Below are 23,159 nucleotides of genomic sequence, written 5' to 3' on the forward strand. Positions count from 1 at the left end.
TCAATGAAGGGATACAAGTTTTTTAGTTTGACTTTATTTTTGATTGCAGGGTTACTGTTCATCTCTGCCTGCAGCAGCGAGGGAAGCGGTGGAGAAGATTCCGGCGATACGAATGTACCGTCCGAAATTACGTATGCTACTACCTCCGATGCAGCAGGTCTGTCACCTATTGACACGAATGATTCTGTATCTTCCAATGTAACTTACCAGGTTTACGAAACATTGTTTAGACAAAACCCGGAAACGCTTGAACCTGAACCATTATTGGCAGAATCATATGAGACACCTGATGAAAATACATGGGTCATTAAATTAAAGGAGGATATTACATTCCATGATGGTACTCCATTTAATGCTGAAGCGGTAAAATATACCTTTGAACAGTTAAAAGACCCTGATAGGGCTGCACCGCGTGCATCATTGTTAGAACCGGTTGAGTCGATTGAAGTGGAGGACGAGTATACAGTCGTCTTAAAAACAGAAGAACCTTATGGACCTATGCTGGCTGCGCTTAGTCACACGAATGCTGCCATTGTGAGTCCAACAGCAGACAAAGAGGGGAATATCAATAAAGAACCAGTGGGTACTGGTCCATTTGTTTTTGAGGAGTGGACTGAAGGAGATCAAATTACATTGAAAAGGAATGAAGACTATTGGCGAGAGACCCCAGAGATTGAAACAGTTACATTTAAAGTAGTTCCGGAAACCTCTACAGCCATTTCAATGCTTGAGACTGGTGAAGTTCAATTTATTGATCAAGTACCTTCCGATCATATTAGCCGAGTAGAGTCACTTAATGGTGTGGAAGTTCAAAAATCGGAAGGAACTCGGGTGTCTTATTTAGGATTTAATATGGAAAAGGAACCATTCAATGACCCGGAATTCCGACAGGCTGTTGCTTACGGGATAAACCAGGAAGCATATGTGTCACAACTTAACGGTCTTGGGATCCATAATGAAAGCATCATTGGTCCGAAGGTATTTGGATACAATGAGGAAGCAACATCATCGGATTATGAGTATGACCCGGAAAAAGCGAAAGAGCTGATTCAGGAAAATGGTTATGAAGGGCAGGAAGTAACACTCCTTGCAGCCAATCGTGATAACTATATGAAAATGGCCGAGATCGTTCAATCACAATTAACGGAGATAGGGATAAATGCTTCTATAGAGACAATGGAATGGGCAAGCTTTTTAGATACTGCCAGACAGGGAGATTACGAGATGACTTTCCTTGGATGGTCTAATAGTACTGCGGATGGAAGTGAACTGCTCTATCCAAATTTACATTCAGATAATATTGGATCATCGAATTATTCCCGTTACAGTAACAATGAATTTGATAATCTAGTGGAGGAATCGAGAACGATTGTGGACCAGGAGCTAAGGAAAGAAAAACTGCACGAGGCTAATTTGTTGGCTATGGAAGATGCTCCATGGGTCGTTATGGATCATGGTATGGTGACTTTAGCCTATGACGAATCGGTTGAAGGACTGGTTGTTGATCCAACTGGTATGTGGTCTCTTTATCCTGTGAGCAGAAAGTAGGTGCTAACATGTCCAGATTACTCAATGTCGATAACTTAGAAACTAAATTTCGGACGGCTGATGGCCATTTACCGGCCGTTCGAAAAATATCTTTTTCTGTTGATAAAGAGGAAACGTTATGTATTGTAGGAGAATCCGGCTGCGGAAAAAGTATTACTTCATTATCTATTATGGGTCTTCTTCCATCGAACGGTGAAATCACTGGTGGCTCCATTCGTTTAGATGATGAGAATTTGATTGGAAAATCTGAAGAAGAAATGGAACAATTAAGAGGGAATGCACTCTCTATGATTTTCCAGGAGCCAATGACTGCATTAAATCCTGTATTAACAATCGGCTACCAGTTAAGAGAGCCATTAACGATTCATAAAAATATGTCTAAAAAAGAAGCCACTAAAGCGAGTATTGAACTATTGGATAAAGTTGGTATACCTGATTCGAAGGAGAAACTGGATCAATATCCACATGAACTGAGCGGAGGAATGAGACAGCGTGTGATGATAGCTATGGCACTGGCGTGTGAACCATCCTTATTGGTTGCAGATGAACCGACTACTGCATTAGATGTAACGATTCAGGCTCAAATACTTGATCTGATTCATGAACTGCAATCTGATATTGGCATGGGAGTCATTTTTGTTACGCATGATATGGGGGTTGTAGCTGATATAGCTGATCGCGTTATGGTGATGTATGCTGGTGAAGTAGTGGAGGTTGCAGATGTTGAAAGTATATTCGAAAACCCCCAGCACCCATACACGAAAGGGCTGCTTGAATCAGTCCCTGATGTGGATGACGTATCGCAGGAACTGCAGGTTATTAAGGGTTCCATGCCGGGCCTTAATGATGAAATCAGCGGCTGCCGGTTTCATCTCCGCTGTCCCTTTGCGACGGAAGTGTGCAAGCATAAAGAACCACCCTCGTTTGAGGTGACCCCTACCCACTACAGTAAATGCTGGCTCCAGGAGGTGAATCAGAGTGGGCAACCAGACACAATTACTTGAAGTTAAAAATGTTAAAAAGCACTTTCCTGTTAAAGGCGGTATTTTTCAAAGACCAAAATCCTTTGTAAAAGCAGTAAATGGTGTAGACTTGACCGTATTTGAAGGAGAAACGTTAGGCATTGTAGGTGAATCCGGGTGTGGGAAGTCCACACTTGGAAGAGTTTTAATAGGATTGGAAAAACTTACAGAAGGCACCATTTACTTTAATGAAGAATCAATTGGAGACCTGCCGGAACGAAAATTAAAAAAATATAAAAAGAATTTACAGATGATTTTCCAAGATCCATTTGCATCACTGAATCCTCGACAGAAAATCGGTGATGCGCTTGAAGAAGTTTTTATTATTCATTCGGAATTGAATAAATCTGAACGTAAGTCGCAGGTTCAATCACTTTTAAAAGAAGTTGGTCTAAAGGAAGAGCATTATGACAGATATCCACGTGAATTCAGTGGCGGACAAAGACAACGGGTAGGGATAGCACGTGCCTTGGCACTTAATCCATCTTTAATTGTTTGTGATGAAGCAGTTTCAGCACTTGATGTGTCTGTCCAGGCTCAGGTTATGAAACTTCTCAAAAGTCTACAGAATAAATATCATTTGACATATCTATTTATCTCTCACGATTTGGGTGTTGTAAGGTATATGAGTGATAGAGTTCTTGTCATGTACTTGGGCGCACAGGTAGAATTGGGTGATTCACAGCAGATTTACAATAATCCGCTCCACCCGTATACGAGAGCATTATTGTCTGCAATTCCCCGATCCAAACCAAAACAAAAGCGGGAAAGGATAAAACTTAAGGGAGATTTGCCAAGTGCTTCTGATTATCCAACAGGGTGTCCATTCCATACTCGCTGTCCAATTGCTCAGGATTACTGTGCAGAGGTTATACCTGAGTGGAGAGAGATTGAAGAAAATCATTTCGTAGCGTGTCATGAAGTTTAAAAAGAAAGGAAGATAGAAATGAAGGCACTTAATCATCTCAATTATCCGTATGCTTCGCCGAGATTATCAACCTTTGCGAAGAACGGTATGGTCACCACGTCACAACCGCTTGCTTCTCAGGCCGGGCTGGATATTTTAAGAAAAGGCGGGAATGCGATTGATGCCGCGATTGCAACGGCTGCCTGTCTGACGGTTGTGGAGCCGACATCGAACGGGATCGGCGGTGATGCATTTGCATTGGTCTGGACAAAAGGTGAACTACACGGTCTGAATGGAAGCGGGCGTGCACCAGAGTCAGTTTCAATCAAAGCTGTCAAAGATACAGGGCACGAGGAAATCCCGAAATATGGCTGGATTCCAGTTACGGTGCCGGGGGTACCGGCTGCCTGGGCTGAGCTTTCCAGAGAATTTGGCAAGCTGCCCTTCCAGGAAGTCTTGCAGCCGGCAATTCATTATGCACGAGAGGGTTTTCCGGTTTCCCCGACACTAAGCAGATTTTGGAAGAAGTCTTTTAATATGTTTAATAAAAATCTCACGGATGAGATATTTTCAGAATGGTTCAGGACATTTGCACCAGAGGGAAGGCCTCCGGAGCCCGGTGAGATCTGGGCTTCGGAAAATCATGCAAAGACACTGGAAAAAATCGCTGAAACAAATGCTGAAGCCTTTTATCACGGTGAACTGGCGGAAAAAATTGCTTCATTTTCAGAAGAAAATGGGGGATTTCTGTCCGCTGATGACTTGGCGGCACATCAATCTGAATGGGTGGAGCCAATTAGCGTCCATTACAGAGGGTATGATGTTTGGGAGATTCCTCCGAATGGTCAGGGTCTAGTTGCGCTGCAGGCTCTTAATATTTTGAAAGAGTTTCATTTCACGGAAAAAGAATCTGTGGATACATACCACAAACAAATCGAAGCAATTAAACTGGCATTCGCTGACGGCCAGGCGCATATTACAGATGAAAATCATATGAGGTATTCAACAGAAGAATTGCTGAGTGAATTGTATGCCAAGAGCAGAAAACAGCTGATCGGCAAGACTGCTCAGCTTCCTGAAGCCGGTGAACCTTCGCAGGGGGGGACGGTATATCTTGCTGCAGCAGACAATGAAGGGAATATGGTATCGTTCATCCAGAGCAATTATATGGGTTTTGGATCTGGCTTGGTTGTTCCGGGGACCGGTATTGCCTTGCAGAACCGCGGACATAACTTTTCAATCGATCCCGAACATATTAATGCTTTAGCAGGCGGCAAGAGAAGCTATCATACGATCATTCCGGGATTCATGACACAAGGGAATCAGCCTGTCGGTCCTTTTGGTGTTATGGGTGGTTTTATGCAGCCACAAGGGCATGTACAGGTCGTCATGAATACGATTGATTTTGGACTGACACCACAGGCTGCATTGGATGCGCCAAGATGGCAATGGTTTAAGGATAAAAAAATAGAAGTGGAGAACCGCTTTCCTCATCATATCGCTCAAGGACTATCGGAAAAAGCGCATGACGTGACGATCCAACTGGAGCCAAACGGTTTTGGAAGGGGTCAAATTATTTGGCGCGATGCTGATACCGGCGTACTTGTCGGTGGCACTGAAACACGGACGGATGGTGGAGTAGCTTGCTGGTGAATAATCAAGACGAAGTAAATGAAGGCCGGAATAAGGGACGCCAGCATCTGCACCTTTTTCTGGCTTTCTTCCGGGTAGGAATCCTTGGATATGGGGGCGGACCCGGATCAATTCCGCTGATTCATAAAGAAGTGGTGGATAAGTATAAATGGGTGAATGATGAGGAATTTGGCGATATTTTAGCATTGGGCAATACGCTTCCCGGGCCGATTGCCACGAAAATGGCCGGCTATATCGGTCATCGTATATCCGGTTTATTGGGGATGATCAGCGCTATAGTGGCTACTATATTGCCGACTATCCTGTTAATGATTGCCCTGTTAATGTCGTTATCGTCCATCAGGGATTTTGATTGGGTGAACGGAATGACAGCCGCTGTTATGCCGGTAGTCGGTGTTATGCTGGCTGTTTTGACGTGGCAATTTTTTGAAAAGGCGGGCAAAGGCATAGGGTGGACACAAACGATTGTTATGAGCGCCATTATCCTAGTTCTATTGGAATTTGCAGGGGTTCATCCGGGAATTGCCATAGCAGCCTTGATCATTATAGCATTATCCAAGCGGGATGCAGGCCGTGCAAAGGAAGGTGAAAGGTCTTGATTCTTTACTGGAACATTTTTATCGCTTTCTTTATTCCGGGAATCCTAGGTTATGGAGGAGGTCCTGCATCGATACCGCTGATTGAGAATGAAGTAGTCCAACGCTATGAATGGATGTCTGTCCAGGAATTCAGTGAAGTGCTTGCACTTGGGAATTCTCTTCCAGGCCCGATTGCCACCAAAATGGCCGGTTATATCGGATATGAAGTTGGAGGGATTCCCGGTGCTATAGTAGCTATTTTAGCCACGGTTGCCCCATCGCTGATCCTGATGATTTTATTAATGGGGATTTTATATAAGTATAAAGATTCCCCGAAAGTCAAACGACTGACATTGTATGTGCGGCCGGTCATTGCCATTTTGCTCGGTCTGATGGCATGGCGGTTTTTCGTTGATTCATATGAAGGGATCGGTATATGGCAGACGGCTTTTCTCATCGGCGTCAGTTATTTATTGCTGGAGCGTTTTAAAATTCATCCGGCCTTTGTGATTATGGGAACGCTCGTGTATGGCGGGTTTGTTTTGTGAGATTGAGTGACTTATTTTAATTTTAAATACAAGCTAACTGCAGCGTATCATGAATACATGTAATGGTCACATTTTACTTAAGGGGGGGGCGTTGCATTTCCGTCCTTGTAGTGTCATGTGTCATGCTATAATGAATGTTGTCTTGTTCGTATTCGAGACACTGGTTTTGATGTTTGCATTGCAACAATTGTTGCAACGATCACGGACCAAAAAAATAGACCTCCCCGGAGTTAACAGGCCGGTGGACGTCTATCCTTACTTGTCCCCCTCTTGAAGGGGGGAATAGCTCATTGCCGGCTGAAGATATGTGAATATCTTCAGCCTTTATTTTTTTAACTAGGAGATTTGCTGCATGCAAGTCTAATCTTTCGTTTAGCGGCATAGAAAGCCCGTTTTTGACTATCATCACACGTTCATTTATAATATGAATACATGCTAATATAATCACATATTTCGAAGCAATCGAATTAATTTTTCAAGGTGAGGGAATTGTAATGGATGAGCACTATGAGAATGATCCATATGAGGACTTGGACGAAGAAACCTTATTTGTCGTATCACAAACATTTAAGGCATTAGGAGATCCAACCAGAATTCGGATTCTCCATTTGCTTTTTCATCATGAACATTCCGTGAATCAAATTGCTGAGAACATACATCTAAGGCAATCAACTGTTTCACATCAGTTACGGTTCCTGAAAAATTTACGGTTGGTAAAAAACCGCAGAGAAGGAACAACGTTGTACTATTCGCATGATGATGAACATGTCATGAATTTGCTGAAACAAACGATTGATCACGCCTATCACAGTTAGTCATATGATTAATATTAATATATGAGCAGCTATGAATGGATGGTATTGGGAGGTTTCCAATTGGGACACAATCACAGTCATGATCATACACATGGTGCAAACAAAAAGGCATTAATGATCAGCTTTATCATTATAACAGCATACATGGTGATCGAGGCAATCGGCGGATTTTTAACAAACAGTTTGGCGCTATTATCCGATGCAGGACATATGTTAAGCGATGCTGTTTCACTTGGCGTTGGGCTCCTGGCATTTAAACTTGGAGAGAAGGTGGCCAGTTATCATAAAACATATGGCTATAAACGATTTGAAATTTTGGCGGCTGTTTTTAATGGTGTAACGCTCATACTCATTTCCTTATACATTTTTTATGAAGCTTATCATCGTTTTATGGATCCACCTGAAGTTGCGTCAACGGGCATGTTAGTCATTGCTTCCATTGGGCTGATCGTAAATATCGTGGTTGCCTGGATTTTAATGCGTGGTGATACCGACGAAAATCTCAATTTACGTGCAGCTTTTCTTCACGTGCTGGGTGATCTATTTGGTTCCATCGGTGCGGTCAGCGCGGCACTCTTGATTATGTTTTTCGGCTGGGGCTGGGCTGATCCGCTAGCGAGTGTGCTTGTTGCAATTCTTGTACTGGTAAGTGGTTGGCGTGTTACAAAAGATGCGGTTCACGTATTAATGGAAGGCACACCTAAAAACGTTGAGCTGGATGATATTATTAACACGATTGAAAAGATCGAGGAAATTATTGCGATCCATGACCTGCATGTGTGGAGTATCACGAGCGGTCAAAATGCGCTCTCCTGTCATGCGGTGGTAGACGGAGAACTCTCAGTACATGAAAGTCAAAAGCTGTTGCGAAGTATTGAGCAAAAACTGGAACATAAAGATATCGGCCACGTAACAGTTCAGATGGAGAGTGAAGAACACCCACATGAGGATTCCCTGTTTTGTCAAAATGATCACGAATCCGTATCACGAAGTCATGATCATTCGAAATAAGTACAACTGCCCTGAGCAAATATCATTCACTCGGGGTCTGTTTGTATTGATTGGATTATATAGGAAAAGCCGATCATTAGACCAAATAAATCGCTGATGAATTTTGAGAAATCCGCTGTTTATCACTTTGATCCATCTCGATTATAAGCAGACAATATGTATTGACTGTTTATTCCACGGCATCATCCTTTTTGTCTACATAAAGCGTACCATCAGGCTGAACTTCTGCGTAAAAAATTTGTGAAAAAGTTTTTGCTCCTGCTTGTCCAACCTGTTGTTCCAACCAGTTCATGTCAAGATTTAATGCTGAGAGATTGTTCGTGTTAACCCTTCCGTCAGATATAACTTCAGTTCCGATTGGGTAAGGAGTCGGAATTGGATTTGTGATATTCATATCACCTTTCGTAACAGTCCGCTTGTTTTCCTTTTTCAGGACTGAGAGTTTGCCGCTGGTTTCAAAAATGGCATAGTTGACATCTGACATAGCAAATATATTTTTCTGTCTTAGTAAGGCGTTAAGCGAATTGATGTCCAGTCGGGCTTTACGGAGCGCATTTTCCATAATTTTTCCATCTTTAACAACGATCAGGGGCTGTCCGGTCATTATTTTTCGCGCACTTTTGGATTTTATGTCTATGAACCCCATAACGATAGTGAACATTGCCCATCCAACCATTGCTATCAAGCCATTTCGAATACTAAGATTTTGACTGACAACAAGGTTGGCTGAAATGGAGCCAATCGCGATTGCGGAAATAAAATTGAAAAATGTCATCTGACTAATTTCTTTCCTGCCCATAATTCTTGCTAAAATAAATAGTACAATAAATGATAATACAATTCGGAGCACTAGTTCGGAAATGTTCATTTACAGCCCAACTTTCCAGGTTTAGAAATAAATCTCATTCATTCTCGCTCGGCTCATACTCATCATAAGATAGCCTTGTAACTTTCGTTGATTCACCCTTTTTTATATCAGTTTCGGATGCTTGTACACCATAAGCATCCTCCGGGTCCATACCTGGAGCAGTAACATCACGGTTTATTGCTGATTTTCGCTTCTTTTTATCCATCGTACCACCTCCATTCATTATTATTGTTTCTTCATGATAAACTTCTATGACAGGCATGTTTTTCCAGTATTCACTCTATCGCCGTGTCAGGATTTTGTTTAGTTATGATCAAAAAATGAGGCTGGGATAAAAGAACCTTTATAAAACAAAAATCCGAACAAACAAAGTAAGGTATCAACGCTGCAGAAATATACTTGCTGCTCGTCGTGTTGAATGAAATTCCGAGAAGCAGCACTCCTCGCAACTCGCGGTTTACTCGGTGGATTTTCGTTCGTCGCTTTCCGCGGGCGGCTGGTGAGCCTCCGCGTGCATTCGCACTGCAGGGTCTCACACATGCCTTTCCTCCCGCTGGAGTCTACGTATATTTCCTCCGCTAAAACGGACTATTGGTCGTCTTTTACTGTGCATTGTTCTGTATGAATCGTTAGTTCGGGGTTGACAGACGGCTCGTAGGTGGAATCGCTTTCGGGGACAATGCCTGCCCCGATTGTTTTGACAACCTCACCTCCGCCTCATAATGCTTCGAGAAACACGCAGATTTTCGATTCCACAAATGAGTAATACCGTTTTTCTTTTTTTGATGCCCCGGATCCGTATGCAAAACCGATTGAAGCTGCTGCCACCGCTTGCACCAATGTTGACAGAAAAAAAGAAAGCCATCATAAATTAAGAGTATTGTGATCAATATAAAAAGTACATAGTTATGTTTGGTGCAGTCCACACTCTTGTTTCGCAAAATTTGCCCATCTCCCTGAACGTATATCTGTTTCGTTTTTTACGGGCAATGTACACATTTCACATCCGATACTTGGATAATGGTTGTCATGTAACGTGTTGTAAGGCAGGTTGTTTAAATTGATATATCTCCAGACATCATCCCAAGTCCAATGAATTAACGGGCAAATTTTAATTCGCTTGAACTTGTCGTCTTGATTAATATATGCGGTGTTTTGTCTGCTGACAGATTGTTCCCGTCTTAATCCGGAAAGCCAGGCATCTGCACTTGCCAGCTCCTGCTGCAATGGTTCGATTTTCCGCATATGACAGCACAGGTTGGGATGACGTTCCCATAATTTGTCCCCGTATTCAGCTGCCTGCTGTTCGACTGTTAAAACAGGTTCAGCCATTTTAATATGAAGTTTTGGATAGTGTTGTTTTACTTTATCAATAAGGGCATACGTTTCTTTAAAATGTAACCCCGTATCTAAAAAAACGATAGTTGCCTGCGGGTTAACCTTTGAGATAAGGTCCAGCAGCACCATTCCTTCTGCCCCAAAGCTGCAGGCATAGACGATCTTATCCTGATACTCCTGAAAGGCCCACTTAATCACATCCATGAAATCGGTTAGTGTATTGTTGAGTCTCTCATGGTCGTGTTCATCCCAGTTATCATAGGTTAATCTGTCTCCCATATTTTCCCCTCGCTTTCTCGTATTGCTTTCATAACACTGACTGGGTGTTTGCCTTAAAGTCAATGTATTCAATGAGCTTGGTGATTGTTAAAGCGAACTAGTCCATTTCCCTGTAACAAAATATATGAATAAAAATAGTAACGAATATCCATTGGGCGAATATACTTTGTATAAGTTGCGTGCCCACTTAACTGGAGTAGCTGTTATGAAACCTTGCCCAACAGATAACGACTTCATTAACGTAAGGAGAATAATCATGTACATCAGCATTTACCAAGGCAGAACAGCCCCATCAACAGTTGCTGATATTACGATTGTCATTGATGTGATTCGGGCATTTACTTTAGCGCATTATGCTTTCCTGCAAGGCGTAAGTCGTATCTATCTTGTCGAGACAGTAGACCAGGCGTTTGAGATAAAGCAGGAAAATCCGGAATACCTTTTAGCAGGGGAAACAGCGGGTTATGCGATTGAAGGTTTTGATATTGATAACTCACCATACCACCTCCAGCAAAAAAACCTTTCCGGAAAAACACTAGTCCAAAAGACGACGAACGGGGTGCGGGCTGCTTTAAACAATCTGCCATCTGATCATGTGTTTGTTACAGGCTTCACAAATGCAAGACAAACGGCAGAATTCGTTAGAGAACGGTTTGCAGATGAAAAAGAAAAAACCGTCCATATCATTGCTTCCCACCCTGATGGGGATGATGACCTTGCCTGTGCAAAGTATATCAAAAGTATATTAGAAAATGCCAATTCTCTTTCAGCACTGGAGGTAAGGGAAAGGATCAAGCGTTCACATGTGGCTGGAAAGTTTTTTGACAAGCGCAATACAGCGTTTATTCAGGAAGATATTGCTTATTGTATCAGGGAACTGGATACCAATTTTGTCATGAAGGTTAATAAGACGACTGAAATACCAATGATTGAGAGGGTTACGGTATGACAGGAACAGCATTAATGCTGCCAAAAAGAGAAGGGAAGCCAAGGAATAAAGGCTTAACGATTTTAATCGATAATGGTGCTCCTATCAACCTATTCATGGATACCATCCGCAGTGCCAGTAAGTATATTGATCTTGTTAAGTTCGGCTGGGGCACATCACTTGTAACTCATTTTCTGTGGCAAAAGATCGATTATTTACGTGAACATGACATTGAATTCTTTTTTGGCGGAACGTTATTTGAAAAATTTTTGGCTCAGGACAAAGTTGAGGCGTTTTATGACTACTGCAAAACCTATCATTGTCATTATGTTGAAATTTCTAACGGAACCGTATCGATTTCCAATCATAAAAAAGCACGCTTCATTGAAGCATTCACACATGATTTTACCGTTTTGAGTGAAGTTGGAAATAAAGATGTTTCATCAGCTGACCATCAGGACTCCAGCGAGTGGCTGGAAAACATTCAGGAGGATCTGGAGGCAGGGGCAGCAAAAGTCATAACGGAGGCAAGAGAAAGTGGTACGAGTGGAATATGCCGGGAAGACGGAAACATTCGCCTGGATATTTTTCAGCCAATTATTGATTCAAATATTCCGATCGAAAGGCTTATTTTTGAAGCACCGACGAAAAAGCTGCAAACGTATTTTATTCAGCAGGCAGGATCGAATGTCAACCTTGCCAATATTGCCTTATCAGATGTCATTTCAGTTGAGACTTTGCGTTTGGGTTTACGTTCCGATACGTTTGATCTTGAGGATAAAAAAGTTTAATAAATTAAGGGGGATTTACATGCGAAATACAAATAAAGTGTTTCATTTAGCAATTCCTTGTAAGGAACTGGATGAAACCGTAGAATTTTATGAAAAACTTGGATGCAAACTTGCCAGAAGGTATTATGATCGGGTAACATTTGATTTTTTCGGTGACCAGGTTGTATGTCATTTAAGTCCGGAAAATATTGATGAACAGCCAAAAATGTACCCGCGTCATTTTGGGATTACGTTTTTGGATAAGGACGAATATGATCAGACGTTGGAATTTGCAACCAGTCAAGAACTTCCGTTTTTTAAAAAGCCAATGGTACGATTTGAAGGAAAGCAGGAAGAGCATATGACGTTTTTCCTGATCGATCCGGCTAATAATCTGCTGGAATTTAAATATTATCACGATATTGATATGGTTTATTAGCTGATAAGCGCATGGCAGCTGGAATAATAAAAAAGAGAACAGACAACGGGCAATACTAATCTGTTCTCTTTTTTGATTATGAAGCTGAATTGTGATTATTCAAGCTGGTCCAGCCTTTATCTGTCCTCTGCCTTACTCTGATGCAAGGGAGGAGGAACCAGCCAGCCTTTCTCTTTATTAAGTCTGAGAACTTTTGCCCCGAGAGTTGCTTTTTGTGTATGGAATTGACCGAACATCATGGCAATGTCTTCCCGTGTTGCTTCACCGATTATTTTACTGCATGACACTAACCCTGCAGCAATTTCACCTGATAGAGCAACTGCAATTTCCGGGTCTTGAAAACGTGCTCCGGGCGGAATATTTTCCAAAGCAGCTTTCGGACGTTCCGCGGGTGTTGGCGGCAGACCGACGCCATTATCTTTTAAGAGTGTTTCAACCTGTTCAATCTGTTGCCGCGCAGTTTGAATTGTTTCTTCAAGCAATTTCCGCAGATCTTCATCGCCGGCATGGTTTAGATGTGTTTGGTTACCTGCAACCATGCCCTTCGCTGCTGTCAGAAAAGTCCATGTTCCGAAGACTTCACCATAGTGCATTGGTTCATCTTTAGGATTACCGCTTAATACTCCCATTGTCAACCTCCTAAATAAATCCTTTATTCGTAACATCCTTCCGCTATTAGATTACCCCGCTTTCGTTGATCCCATTCAGAAAAACTTGCTCAAAAACGTGTTATTGTTCCTGTGTGATATGAAAATGATGATCTTGCAGGTTGCCCACTATTTGCTCATTTGAAATTTTCTTGTCATCATATTCAACTTTAAATTCGCCGTCAACTGTATCTGCTCTAACGCGTTCGATGCCTTCTAACTGGTTTTAGGATTTGCTCAATTTCTGAAGGGCATCCTGGATCTTGCTTGTTCATTAGCCATAGTCATTACTTAAAAAAGCCTTCTCTAACTTTCATATTTCATTCATGAATATCATTGACATCGAATAAGCATAAGGGAAAGTTGTCCAAACCAGGAACGGTAATGAAAAATGTTTGGTCCTATTCAGGAGGAACCCATGAAACTATTCATGAAAAAATGTGGACTGGTAGTAGCGGGAGGAGCTCTGCAAGGATTTGGCATGGGACTGTTTTTATTTCCTCAAGCCATTCCATCCGGTGGTGCAGGCGGAATAGCGGTACTATTAAATCATTGGTTTAACATTAGTATGGGACCCTCTCTTTGGATCGTTAATTTTACTATGCTGATGCTTGGCGTACAGTATTTGGGGAAGCGATTTGCGTTATGGACCTTTGTCGGCATTACGATGACGTCTTTGTCAATTGATTTTTTTGAGAGTACTTTTCCAATCGTTCACAGGAACCTTTTATTGGATCTTGTCATTGGTTCTGTTTTCCTTGGGACCGGAATTGGCATTCTTATGCGCCAGGGTGTTTCCAATGGAGGAGTAGGCGTCGTTGCCTTCATGATCTCTCACGGAAGAAATATTTTGCCGGGGAAACCTTTATTTTTCATAAACATCTCCATCTTCTTCGTAACAGCGGCTGTTATCAGCTGGGAGATCGTTATTCTGGCACTGATCAGTCAATGGATTTCCACCACGATGGTTGATCTTGTATACCGCCTTGATTTTTATCATGTTTATACATTAAGCTGGCGGAAAAAAACATAATGCTTATGCTATAAATAGTTATATCTGACAGGTGTGTTTTTATTCTCCTTTCCATCTTTTCCTTTCACACGTATCAGAAGTAAAACAAGGATTCCGACGATTAGCGTAAATACTGCAAGCGAAATAAACATGCCGGTTCTCGACCAGTCCATTAATCGTGAAAATACCGGGGGTCCTGCTGCAACACCAAGGAACCGGACAGACCCATATAAAGACGTGACAAATCCACGTCGCTCTTTTTTAACGGCCCCGGTGATGATGCTGTTGACACATGGCAGCACCAAACCTGCCCCAACACTGCTGATACCAAGCACGGCAAGGAATGGGACAAGCTTTTCGAAAAAAACGAGCGAACCATATGAAATCGTCATGAGGACAAACCCGATGACAGCTATTTTCTTCATTTTCTCCAGATTCTTGCCGATTTTGCTGCCGGTAATATAAGAGGTTGTGACCATAATAAGCAAAGGGATGGCTAAAATAAGCCCCTTGATGACACCATCAATATGATATTTTTGCTCCAAAACATCTGATAAGAAGAACAGAATGCCAAACAGGGTGAATAAACATGCTCCGCCGGCAAGATAGGTTGTAAATAGCCATCTTCCTTCTTGTTTAAATACATTTAACAAGCCATGGACATATTTGCCAAATGGGGGTGGAGCCTGGCGGTTGCTTTTTTCTTTAACAAAAATCCAGACAAGCAGAATGGCGATTACACAAACGGCAGGGAAAGCAAAAAATACAGCATACCAAACCATTAAGCCCAAAAGTGATCCCAATATGGGTGATAACACTTTTCCCAGCCCGTTTGATGCTTCGAATATTCCAAGTACACGGCTTTGTTCGCTGCCTTTAAACAAGTCACCGGTCAGTGCCATTGCGATTGGTGCGGTTCCGGCTGCTCCGATGCCCTGCAGCGTCCTCCCAATTAAAATCCATACATAGGAATGGGAAAAAGTGGCTGCACCAAACCCTGCCAAAAGTCCTCCAAGTCCATATAATATTAAGGACGGCAGAATAACGATTTTTCTGGAAAAGCGGTCGGAAAGGTATCCGACAAACGGAATAAATATGGCTCCAGCGATCGAGAAAACCGTAATGGTCAGACTAACTTGCATTTGAGATAAATTTAAGGCGGATTTCATGGCCGGAAAAATAGGAATTAACATGGAATTTCCCAGCGTCATAATTAATGGAATGGAACCGATTGCAGTTATCGTCATGCTTTTATTGTTTGATGCCACGTTCTCTCACTCCCAGACACTCATTTAATCTCGCATGTAACAGGCAGTAAAATTTTCACTTCAAATTTGAGGATAAAGCAGGAAAGCTGACAGAGGATTAACTGTCAGGCGGCTAAGTTCGTCACGCGCTATGTGTCGTAAAGGTCCGATTCGGTTCAACTAACATTCAGCGGAAAATACGTCCGCTGAATGAAGTTTCACTTTATCCCGCCATAACAGGCAGTAAGTTCCCGCATTAAAGTTGTAGAAGGACTGAAAAAGCGCAGGAAACAACTGCCTGTAAAGGTCCGATTCGGTTCAACTAACATTCAGCGGAAAATACGTCCGCTGAATGAAGTTTCACTTTATGTTAATGGGCGGGGGTACGATCCAGCCTTTTTCTTTTGTGATCGTTAAAAGTTTACTTTCATACTCAGCTTTTTGTGTATGGAATTCACCAATCATTGTTATGATGTCTTCTCTGATTGAAATGCCCATCATATAGCTGCACAGTATTCGTCCTGTGATCATTTCTTTTTGAACGAGTCCGGCAATTTCATCATCATGAAAACGAGCTCCGGCAGGGATATCCTGTACTTCCACATTCGGACGGTCAGGCGGGGCAGGCGGAAGCCGTATACCCGTTTCTTTTAAAATGGTTTCAACCTGCTGCTCTTCCTGTGTAAAGCTATTTTCCAAAAGGTCTTCCAAAAACGTTTTTAAATCATGATCACCAGTATGATTGATCAAAACCTGCAAAGTTACTAACGTTGCTTTTGTGCTGTATAAGTAGGACCAGAGATGAAAAACCTCTCCGGAATGGAATGGCTCCTCTTGTGGTTTACCGTCTAAGATTCCCATGACATGACACTCCCTTCATGTATTCTGGGTTTAGTTTTCCTTAAAAGATGAAAATTATGTTCATCTTTAAATATACGGGTACGCTGCTTCCGTTATCTATTACGGAAATGTTAAAAGGCTTATGGAGATGCTCCATAAGCCTCACTTGATAAAAACAAGCGTGTTTCGAAAAAAGACTTGCGATGAAAAGCCTCCTTCAGCTTAGTAGCCACCGCCGAAGCCTCCATAGCCGCCACCAACGTAGGCACTGCCAACGATGATGAGCAGAATGAACAATACAACAATCAGGGCAAAGCCACCGCCCCCTGCATATCCTGCACTCATTAAAAAGCACCTCCTTACCATGGATAGTGTTATACTATGCATGAATGAATCCATAGTGTGGACAGAGGAAGCTTTATGTTTAAAAAACATCAAATATCATCACATGTACCATATTATGAATGGTTGAAAAATCAGCAGGATGTCATCCTGGCTTTAATGATTCTAGTTTTATGATAACGAAAACATTTGTATGCTCACTCATAAAAAGGGGTCATATTGACAGCAAAGGGCGAATAAATATGGGAAAAATAAATATCTTGAAGCATTAGCATATATGGGGTTGAAGATGCACATCCCAGGGGTCTTCAGTTAACCAGAAATATGCCTTGGATACGAACAATTGAATAAAGGAATGTCCATTCTGAATCCCGGTTGCGGAACAGGGCATTGCCAAATAACACCAGTGCCGTGTAACACGAGCAGTTAAGTGAAATGTATAATGATATACTTGGTATTCCTTTTCGTTATTTATAGAAATATGATGGTGATGCAAACAAATGTAATATACAAAATTATTGGAAAATAGACAAAGTTTTTGTTAATATTTTCACAGAGGTTTTTCCGTTTAATTGTCAAAAAATCTAGTGAGGGGGGAGATTTCTCATGGCATCAAGATCCAAATTTCAGGATCCCGGCCTTATTTTAACAGTAGTTCTGGTTATGTATTCGGCATTTGTATTTGTCTGGTGGCCGACAGATATTTATTGGCTGGGTATTTCACTGGTTGGATGGTTCATGTTCATCGGTTTATTTTTCTGGTTTTTGTTAGCCATCGTTTATGTTTTATGGATTGAAAACATTGAAAGAAAAAATGATTCATAGAAGTCGTAATAAAGAAGGAGGACATGTCGTATGCAAGTAACTGAAACGATTATTCTGCTAATCTATTTGGTCGTTATGACAGTTATCGGAATATATTTTTACAGACGAGCACGGCAGTCGGAAGCTGATTATTTTACTGCCGGAAAGAGCATTAATACCTTTGTTGGGGCATTTGCCATTTTTGCTGCAGTTGCAAGCTCCAGTTCTCTGATGGGGGCAGTCGGGTCTGGGGTAGCGTTAGGTGTGCCGTACTTTTTCACATATGCGTTTGGTGTTATCGCGATTCTTCCTTTCTCAATGTTTCTCGTTTCCGGCCAAATTCGCCGGTCAGGTGTGAAAACGCTGCCAGAATTTTTCAAACAGCGGTTCGGGAAATCGGTACAAATTGTGGCTGCTGCTGTAGTCGTCATCGGCATGACATTTTATATGGTACCGCAGTTAACAGCTTCCGGGCTGATTGGCTCGCATGTACTGGGCATTGATTACGTGACTGCTGTCATCATTTTAGGTCTGGGATTTACACTTTATGCTGCATTGGGCGGAATGTGGGCGATTACGTATACCGATCTGATTCAGGGTGCTATTATGCTAATAGGAATTGTTATCCTGGCATTATTTATATTGGTTGACCATAATGGTGTTGTGTCACTGATCAATGATGCAATGGCGGTGGATCCGGCATTTGGTGATATCACGCAGCCATGGATGTCTTATTTCGGTTTGTTTATCGCGTTTTTATGGTTTGGAATCATTTCACCATCTGTGGTGATGCGTAATTTTGCTTCCCGTGATGCCAAAACAGCCCGCCGTACCGCCATGTGGGCATGCCTGATTTATTTAACATTATTTATAGCTGGATTTTTTGTTACAGCTGCAGGAGCAAGCATGGGAATTATTGATACACTCGATAACACGGATATGATTTTTGTCTCGGTTATAGAGCAATATCTTCCTGCCATTCTGGGAGGGATCATGCTTGCCGGTCTGATGGCGGCAATTATGTCGTCTGCTGATGCGATGCTTTTGGCCATTTCAGCTGGTATTGCTCATGATATTTACAAGGAACATATTAATCCGAAAGCGAATGAACGTTTTGTAACTGGTCTTGGGTTAGTGGTCATGATTATTGCCAGTATCGCTGGTATCCTGATTGCGATTGATCCGCCTGGATTGATTGCGATTATGGTCGGCTGGGTCGGCGGATTTCTTTTATCGGCCTTTGGATTTCCAATTGTTCTTGGTATATGGTGGAAACGAGCCAATACGATGGGGGCATTGACAGGTATGGTTGGCGGTTCTATTGTATTTCTTGTCCTAATTATCGGTCAGTGGCTGCCAACCAATGCTGAACCGATTATCGCAGCACCTGTGTCATTGATTCTGATGATTGTCGTCAGTTTAATGACCGAACCGCCATCACAAGAGATTCAGGCAAGGGTAGATCACTATCATACTCATTTGGAATAGCAGAAAGAAGAGGTTAGTGTGCAATCAAACAATGTGTCCATTAAACTAATCAGGAATAAAGTCATCGTTTCAGAAAATAATTTATTGAATCATGTTTATAAAGCTGCCGGTTTTAAAGCTCGGCTAAATCGTACAGTAAATGAAAAATATTTACAACAACATGCCAAGGTGTGCAAATTAATTTATCATCCATTCTGGCTTGCCAAAACACTGGTTATCGCTGATCGGCCGCCATTTTCGCCACGCGAACAGCCGAATATGATTTTTGTTGATGCCGTCTCGGGTTACAGGGGGGTGTTTTCCCGAATCCCTCCGATAACAGATCAACAAGTTAATCATGATGACCTTATCCCAATGCGCATATCTAATCAGGATGATGCTGTCAGGTATATCAAATATGTCCAGACAAGGCAGATTAACCGCTCATATGTTTTGAAAAAACCGAGACATGAGATAAACGAGCTTTTCCTAGTGTATCTACCGCTATGGAAGGTCGTTATTCGGAGCGGACTGGTCAATGAGACGTTCTATATCAATGGAAATACAGGTGAGTCAGAAAAATTTATGGCGGATCGCTGGGATGGAGGTAAAGACTTACTATAGATGTTATGGAATCAGCAGGTCATATTGGAATGAATCATTCATTTAATTCGAAAAGCCGGTTTTCCACATCTGTCGAACACCGGCTTTTTTCTGTCGTCAGAACGTATAAAGAGGATGAACCCACATTTTTCTAATCGTCATTTATATCAATATATTCTCTTTCGGATTCTTTTTTTGGAATGACAATTTTCAGTAATCCATCATGAAACGAAGCCTTTGTTTCCCTTTTAAGAATCGGAAATGGCAGTGCAATTGTACGTTCTGATTTTTGAAATGATTGTCTTGTATGGCTGTCATTAGTACTGATATTTTTTGCCTCATGGGTGGAAGTACCTTGTGCGGTGATTCGCAGTTGGTGGCCAACTATTTCCAGTTGGATTTGATCTCGCTTGTATCCTGGCAATTCAGCTGTCACAATTACTTCTGATTCTCGTTCGTCTACATCTACCCAAAATGGCCGCATTTTAAAGAATGAATTCATTTGCTTGAATGATTCATTGAAAAAAGTGTCCATATGACCCATTAAATCCCTGAATGGCGACATATCAATATCAAATCGTCCAGGCTGATTGTTGTTATCTTTTTTTGCGTTCACTTTTCTCACTCCTTCACTTTATTTTTACTAATAAATTATGTGAAAGAAGCAAAGAGTGGTGGGCGGATGAAGCTCTTTTCGGATCTGAAAGTCGCATGAAAGTAAAAGTTTATAAAAATTTTTTCTGCCAATTTTTACTTAGCAGTTCTTGTGCAAACGATATATTTCACAAGCTTCGTAATCGCTTACTTTATTAATTGATTGCACTTTTAATCATCAATTTATTATCCCTCTTCACAAAAATGCATGAACTGTTAATATTGAAACTGTAGAAAAAAGTCAAAAAATGGGGTGGACAAGCAAAAGCTGGAGTGATATAGTGTTGATTAAATTTTTCTGAGGAGGGATTACAAACCATGCTAAGCAATCCACTAATTGCTACTGTTTTAATCTTTGCACTAATCGCACTGGGAGAATGGCTGTCCATCTTATCGAAAGCCAGAATTCCGATGCTGCTTACAGCGATGGTTGGCTTTTTAGTTATGGTGTGGACAGGTATTTTTCCGGAAGATATTCTGGAAAAGTCGACATTTGCTGCACTGGGATCCATTTTAGTCGGTCCTGCCATTCTTCATATGGGTACAATGATTCCCTTCTCAATCCTTAAGAGTCAGTATAAAGCTGTCTTAATCGCTTTAGGCGGGATAACTTCAGCAGCTGTTCTTATTTTGGTCATTGTTCCAATTGTTTTTGACTATGCTACCGCTATTGCAGGAATCGGACCGGTCAGTGGCGGGGTTGTCGCACTTTTAATTACGTCAGAAAGGCTGTCGGAGATCGGAATGACCAGTCTTGTGATCATTCCGGCATTGATTGTCGCATTCCAGGGTGTGTTGGGAATGCCGTTGGCGCTGAATTTTTTGCGAAAGTATGCTAAAAAATTTCAGAACAATTTGGATAATGGCGCAATTATTGCCGATGATCCGATCGATGAAGCTGCAGCAATCACTGATACCGATAAAAAGGCAAGTCCGGTTAAATCAAGTGCAACCATGAAATTATTCTTCGTGTTCGCAGGGGCAGCTGTTGGGGTTGCGCTGGGCGAGGTGACACCAATCCATTACAGTCTGTGGTGTCTAGCAATTGGTATAACAGGTCTTAAAGTTGGACTATTCGAACCAAGAACACTGGAACGATCCAATTCATTCACACTGACAATGGTGGCGATTATTTTCGTTGTAATTGGTACGATGGCGGATGTGACGCCACAGGATGTTTTAAACAATTTACCAGCTATTATAACGATCCTGGTTCTGGGTACATTTGGCTTGGTACTCGGCGGTTTTATTGTCTCGAAACTCGTCAAATGGCATCCGTATAAAGGAATGCCGGTTGCGCTGACAGCTCTGTTTGGATTCCCTGGTGATTATATACTGTGTGAGGAAGTGAGCCGCAGTGTTGCCAGAAATGAGCAGGAGGAAAAGGCCATTTTTAATGAATTAATGGCACCGATGCTGATTGGCGGATTCACAACGGTTACAGTCGCTTCAGTTGTGGTAGCAGGTGTATTGATTGGGACATTGTAAGATAGAAAGGGAGGAATTAAGATGGCAAGAAAATTGATCAAAAATGGACTATTAGTTGACGGTAATGGCGGTGAGCCGCAGAAAGATTCAATTGTGGTAACGGAAAACGATCGTTTGGTTTATGTCGGTCCTGAGCAACATTATATAGCAGAAGGGGATGAGACTGTCGTCGATGCACAAGGCGGAACCATCATGCCGGGTTTGATCGATTCTCATGTGCATATGATGATGGAATACACACCGGTTTCGGAAAAATTAACGACACCATTTTCCTATATGTATTATCAGGCAGCACAGTATTTGGAAACAACGTTACACGCCGGTATTACGACTGTTCGGGATGCACTTGGAACTGATCGTGGCGTGAAAAAAGCGGTTGAGAACGGGCTGATTAAGGGTCCGCGTTTGCAATTAAGCATTAACGCTCTTACGACAACCGGCGGGCATGGTGATGGTTATCAGGTTTCGGGCGATGTAATGGATATCTTGCCATCAGGTTACCGCGGCATGCCTGATGGTCGTTGTGATGGAGTGGAAGAAGTCCGAAAAAAAACGCGTGAAATGCTGCGTGCCGGTGCGGAAGTGATAAAAGTGCATGCAACTGGCGGGGTGCTGAGTCCGACAGACCATCCGGAATTCACCCAGTTTTCTCAGGAGGAACTAAAGGTCATGGTAGAGGAAGGTCATTTTCGCAAAGGGACTAAAGTGATGGCACACGCACAAGGTGCTGAAGGAATCAAAAATGCTGTCAGGGCAGGAATTCATTCCATAGAACATGGTATATTCCTGGATGACGAAGCAATTGAACTGATGCTGGAAAACGGCACATATCTTGTCCCGACATTGCTTGCCCCTGTTGCGGTACTCGAAACAGCCGATGAAAAAGGTATGCCGGCAACAGCTGTTCAAAAATCAAAGGAAGTCATCGAACAGCACAAAGCCAGTATAGCCAAGGCACATAAAGCCGGAGTCAAGATTGCGATGGGAACGGATGCCGGTGTTATGAAACACGGTACAAATCTGCGTGAGTTGGGATTGATGGCTGACATCGGCATGGCGCCAATGGAAACGATCGTGGCTACTACGAAAACGGCTGCTGAATGTCTCGGCTGGGATGATCAAGTCGGGACATTGGAACAAGGTAAGCTTGCCGATGTCGTCGTTGCAAAAGGGAATCCGCTTAACGACATTCATTCGCTGGCAAGTCATGATACGATTCAATTTGTGATGAAAGATGGCCAAACAGTGAAAAATACGTTAAGCTGACATGTTATTGGTGCAGTGAGCATTCATGCATAAACGGTGAAAGCATGATATTATCCGAAGCAGGTGATATCATGTTTTTCATTGT

Annotated in this window: 25 protein-coding genes; 17 read left to right on the top strand and 8 right to left on the bottom strand. The window is 42.2% G+C overall.

Annotated features, from left to right (window positions below; translation table 11 throughout):
- Window positions 1–3 precede the first annotated feature (3 nt).
- The 8 genes from BM195_RS04105 (at window position 4) to BM195_RS04140 (ending at window position 8,082) form a co-directional block, all read left to right on the top strand.
- On the top strand, window positions 4–1,548 hold the full coding sequence (locus tag BM195_RS04105) for a glutathione ABC transporter substrate-binding protein (RefSeq protein WP_090234010.1): 1,545 nt from the start codon (window positions 4–6) through the stop codon (window positions 1,546–1,548).
- An 8-nt stretch (window positions 1,549–1,556) separates the two neighbouring features.
- Window positions 1,557–2,552: an ABC transporter ATP-binding protein gene (locus BM195_RS04110; protein ID WP_090234013.1), complete on the top strand. Its 996-nt coding sequence runs from the start codon at window positions 1,557–1,559 to the stop codon at window positions 2,550–2,552.
- Window positions 2,521–3,498 carry an ABC transporter ATP-binding protein gene (locus tag BM195_RS04115; protein WP_090234015.1) on the top strand — a complete coding sequence of 326 codons (978 nt, stop codon included), beginning with the start codon at window positions 2,521–2,523 and terminating at the stop codon, window positions 3,496–3,498. Before BM195_RS04110 ends, BM195_RS04115 begins: the two co-directional genes overlap by 32 nt.
- An 18-nt stretch (window positions 3,499–3,516) precedes the next feature.
- Complete coding sequence (gene ggt / locus BM195_RS04120; RefSeq protein ID WP_090234018.1) at window positions 3,517–5,130, top strand: gamma-glutamyltransferase; 1,614 nt, start codon at window positions 3,517–3,519, stop codon at window positions 5,128–5,130.
- Window positions 5,121–5,729 (top strand): chromate transporter, encoded by a 609-nt coding sequence (locus BM195_RS04125; RefSeq protein ID WP_090234022.1) that lies wholly within the window; start codon window positions 5,121–5,123, stop codon window positions 5,727–5,729. The genes ggt and BM195_RS04125 overlap by 10 nt, the downstream gene beginning before the upstream one ends.
- Window positions 5,729–6,256: a chromate transporter gene (locus BM195_RS04130; protein ID WP_090234185.1), complete on the top strand. Its 528-nt coding sequence runs from the start codon at window positions 5,729–5,731 to the stop codon at window positions 6,254–6,256. Before BM195_RS04125 ends, BM195_RS04130 begins: the two co-directional genes overlap by 1 nt.
- Before the next feature lie 494 nt (window positions 6,257–6,750).
- On the top strand, window positions 6,751–7,071 hold the full coding sequence (locus BM195_RS04135) for an ArsR/SmtB family transcription factor (protein WP_090234025.1): 321 nt from the start codon (window positions 6,751–6,753) through the stop codon (window positions 7,069–7,071).
- A gap of 60 nt (window positions 7,072–7,131) precedes the next feature.
- Entirely contained in the window at window positions 7,132–8,082 is a 951-nt protein-coding gene (locus BM195_RS04140) for a cation diffusion facilitator family transporter (RefSeq protein WP_170848143.1), read from the top strand.
- 169 nt (window positions 8,083–8,251) lie between these two features.
- Here BM195_RS04140 and BM195_RS04145 read toward each other — a convergent pair whose 3' ends face one another.
- From BM195_RS04145 to BM195_RS04150, 3 genes are all read right to left on the bottom strand, one after another.
- The gene (locus tag BM195_RS04145; protein ID WP_090234031.1) at window positions 8,252–8,950 is read right to left on the bottom strand and encodes a DUF421 domain-containing protein; all 699 of its coding nucleotides are present in this window, start codon (window positions 8,948–8,950) and stop codon (window positions 8,252–8,254) included.
- 34 nt (window positions 8,951–8,984) lie between these two features.
- Window positions 8,985–9,155, bottom strand: coding sequence for a hypothetical protein (locus BM195_RS18210; RefSeq protein WP_170848144.1), 171 nt, complete (start codon window positions 9,153–9,155; stop codon window positions 8,985–8,987).
- Between the two features lie 701 nt (window positions 9,156–9,856).
- Window positions 9,857–10,567 carry a phosphoadenylyl-sulfate reductase gene (locus tag BM195_RS04150; protein ID WP_090234033.1) on the bottom strand — a complete coding sequence of 237 codons (711 nt, stop codon included), beginning with the start codon at window positions 10,565–10,567 and terminating at the stop codon, window positions 9,857–9,859.
- A gap of 256 nt (window positions 10,568–10,823) precedes the next feature.
- On the opposite strand from BM195_RS04150, the gene BM195_RS04155 reads away from it, so the two are divergent.
- From BM195_RS04155 to BM195_RS04165, 3 genes are read left to right on the top strand one after another with little or no spacing between them, the layout of a single operon-like run.
- On the top strand, window positions 10,824–11,516 hold the full coding sequence (locus BM195_RS04155; RefSeq protein WP_090234036.1) for a 2-phosphosulfolactate phosphatase: 693 nt from the start codon (window positions 10,824–10,826) through the stop codon (window positions 11,514–11,516).
- Window positions 11,513–12,286, top strand: coding sequence for a phosphosulfolactate synthase (locus tag BM195_RS04160; RefSeq protein ID WP_090234038.1), 774 nt, complete (start codon window positions 11,513–11,515; stop codon window positions 12,284–12,286). Before BM195_RS04155 ends, BM195_RS04160 begins: the two co-directional genes overlap by 4 nt.
- 19 nt (window positions 12,287–12,305) lie before the next feature.
- On the top strand, window positions 12,306–12,704 hold the full coding sequence (locus BM195_RS04165; protein WP_090234041.1) for a VOC family protein: 399 nt from the start codon (window positions 12,306–12,308) through the stop codon (window positions 12,702–12,704).
- Between the two features lie 116 nt (window positions 12,705–12,820).
- Here BM195_RS04165 and BM195_RS04170 read toward each other — a convergent pair whose 3' ends face one another.
- Entirely contained in the window at window positions 12,821–13,333 is a 513-nt protein-coding gene (locus BM195_RS04170) for a DUF3231 family protein (protein ID WP_090234044.1), read from the bottom strand.
- A gap of 436 nt (window positions 13,334–13,769) precedes the next feature.
- On the opposite strand from BM195_RS04170, the gene BM195_RS04175 reads away from it, so the two are divergent.
- Window positions 13,770–14,384, top strand: a complete 615-nt coding sequence (locus BM195_RS04175; protein ID WP_090234048.1) for a YitT family protein — start codon at window positions 13,770–13,772, stop codon at window positions 14,382–14,384.
- Window positions 14,385–14,392: 8 nt separating this feature from the next.
- Here BM195_RS04175 and BM195_RS04180 read toward each other — a convergent pair whose 3' ends face one another.
- The 3 genes from BM195_RS04180 to BM195_RS04190 all read right to left on the bottom strand — a co-directional run bounded on the left by BM195_RS04180 (window position 14,393) and on the right by BM195_RS04190 (window position 16,795).
- Complete coding sequence (locus BM195_RS04180; RefSeq protein ID WP_090234188.1) at window positions 14,393–15,610, bottom strand: MFS transporter; 1,218 nt, start codon at window positions 15,608–15,610, stop codon at window positions 14,393–14,395.
- A 360-nt stretch (window positions 15,611–15,970) separates the two neighbouring features.
- Complete coding sequence (locus BM195_RS04185) at window positions 15,971–16,471, bottom strand: DUF3231 family protein (protein WP_090234050.1); 501 nt, start codon at window positions 16,469–16,471, stop codon at window positions 15,971–15,973.
- Between the two features lie 201 nt (window positions 16,472–16,672).
- Window positions 16,673–16,795 carry a YjcZ family sporulation protein gene (locus tag BM195_RS04190; RefSeq protein WP_090234054.1) on the bottom strand — a complete coding sequence of 41 codons (123 nt, stop codon included), beginning with the start codon at window positions 16,793–16,795 and terminating at the stop codon, window positions 16,673–16,675.
- Between the two features lie 603 nt (window positions 16,796–17,398).
- Here BM195_RS04190 and BM195_RS04195 point away from each other — a divergent pair.
- The 3 genes from BM195_RS04195 to BM195_RS04205 are packed head-to-tail and all read left to right on the top strand — an operon-like array spanning window position 17,399 to window position 19,687.
- A complete protein-coding gene (locus BM195_RS04195) occupies window positions 17,399–17,617 on the top strand; it encodes a hypothetical protein (protein WP_090234056.1) in 219 nt (72 codons plus the stop codon).
- A 30-nt stretch (window positions 17,618–17,647) separates the two neighbouring features.
- Window positions 17,648–19,084 (top strand): sodium:solute symporter family protein, encoded by a 1,437-nt coding sequence (locus BM195_RS04200; RefSeq protein ID WP_090234059.1) that lies wholly within the window; start codon window positions 17,648–17,650, stop codon window positions 19,082–19,084.
- Window positions 19,085–19,102: 18 nt separating this feature from the next.
- Entirely contained in the window at window positions 19,103–19,687 is a 585-nt protein-coding gene (locus tag BM195_RS04205; protein ID WP_090234062.1) for a hypothetical protein, read from the top strand.
- A 130-nt stretch (window positions 19,688–19,817) separates the two neighbouring features.
- Here BM195_RS04205 and BM195_RS04210 read toward each other — a convergent pair whose 3' ends face one another.
- Complete coding sequence (locus BM195_RS04210; RefSeq protein WP_090234064.1) at window positions 19,818–20,282, bottom strand: Hsp20/alpha crystallin family protein; 465 nt, start codon at window positions 20,280–20,282, stop codon at window positions 19,818–19,820.
- 356 nt (window positions 20,283–20,638) lie between these two features.
- On the opposite strand from BM195_RS04210, the gene BM195_RS04215 reads away from it, so the two are divergent.
- Both BM195_RS04215 and BM195_RS04220 read left to right on the top strand, forming a co-directional pair.
- Window positions 20,639–21,808: a hypothetical protein gene (locus tag BM195_RS04215; RefSeq protein WP_090234067.1), complete on the top strand. Its 1,170-nt coding sequence runs from the start codon at window positions 20,639–20,641 to the stop codon at window positions 21,806–21,808.
- Between the two features lie 21 nt (window positions 21,809–21,829).
- Complete coding sequence (locus tag BM195_RS04220; RefSeq protein ID WP_090234072.1) at window positions 21,830–23,074, top strand: metal-dependent hydrolase family protein; 1,245 nt, start codon at window positions 21,830–21,832, stop codon at window positions 23,072–23,074.
- Window positions 23,075–23,159 lie beyond the last annotated feature (85 nt).

Origin of the sequence: Lentibacillus halodurans (assembly GCF_900112045.1) — a bacterium.
Taxonomy (GTDB): Bacteria; Bacillota; Bacilli; order Bacillales; family Amphibacillaceae; genus Lentibacillus; species Lentibacillus halodurans.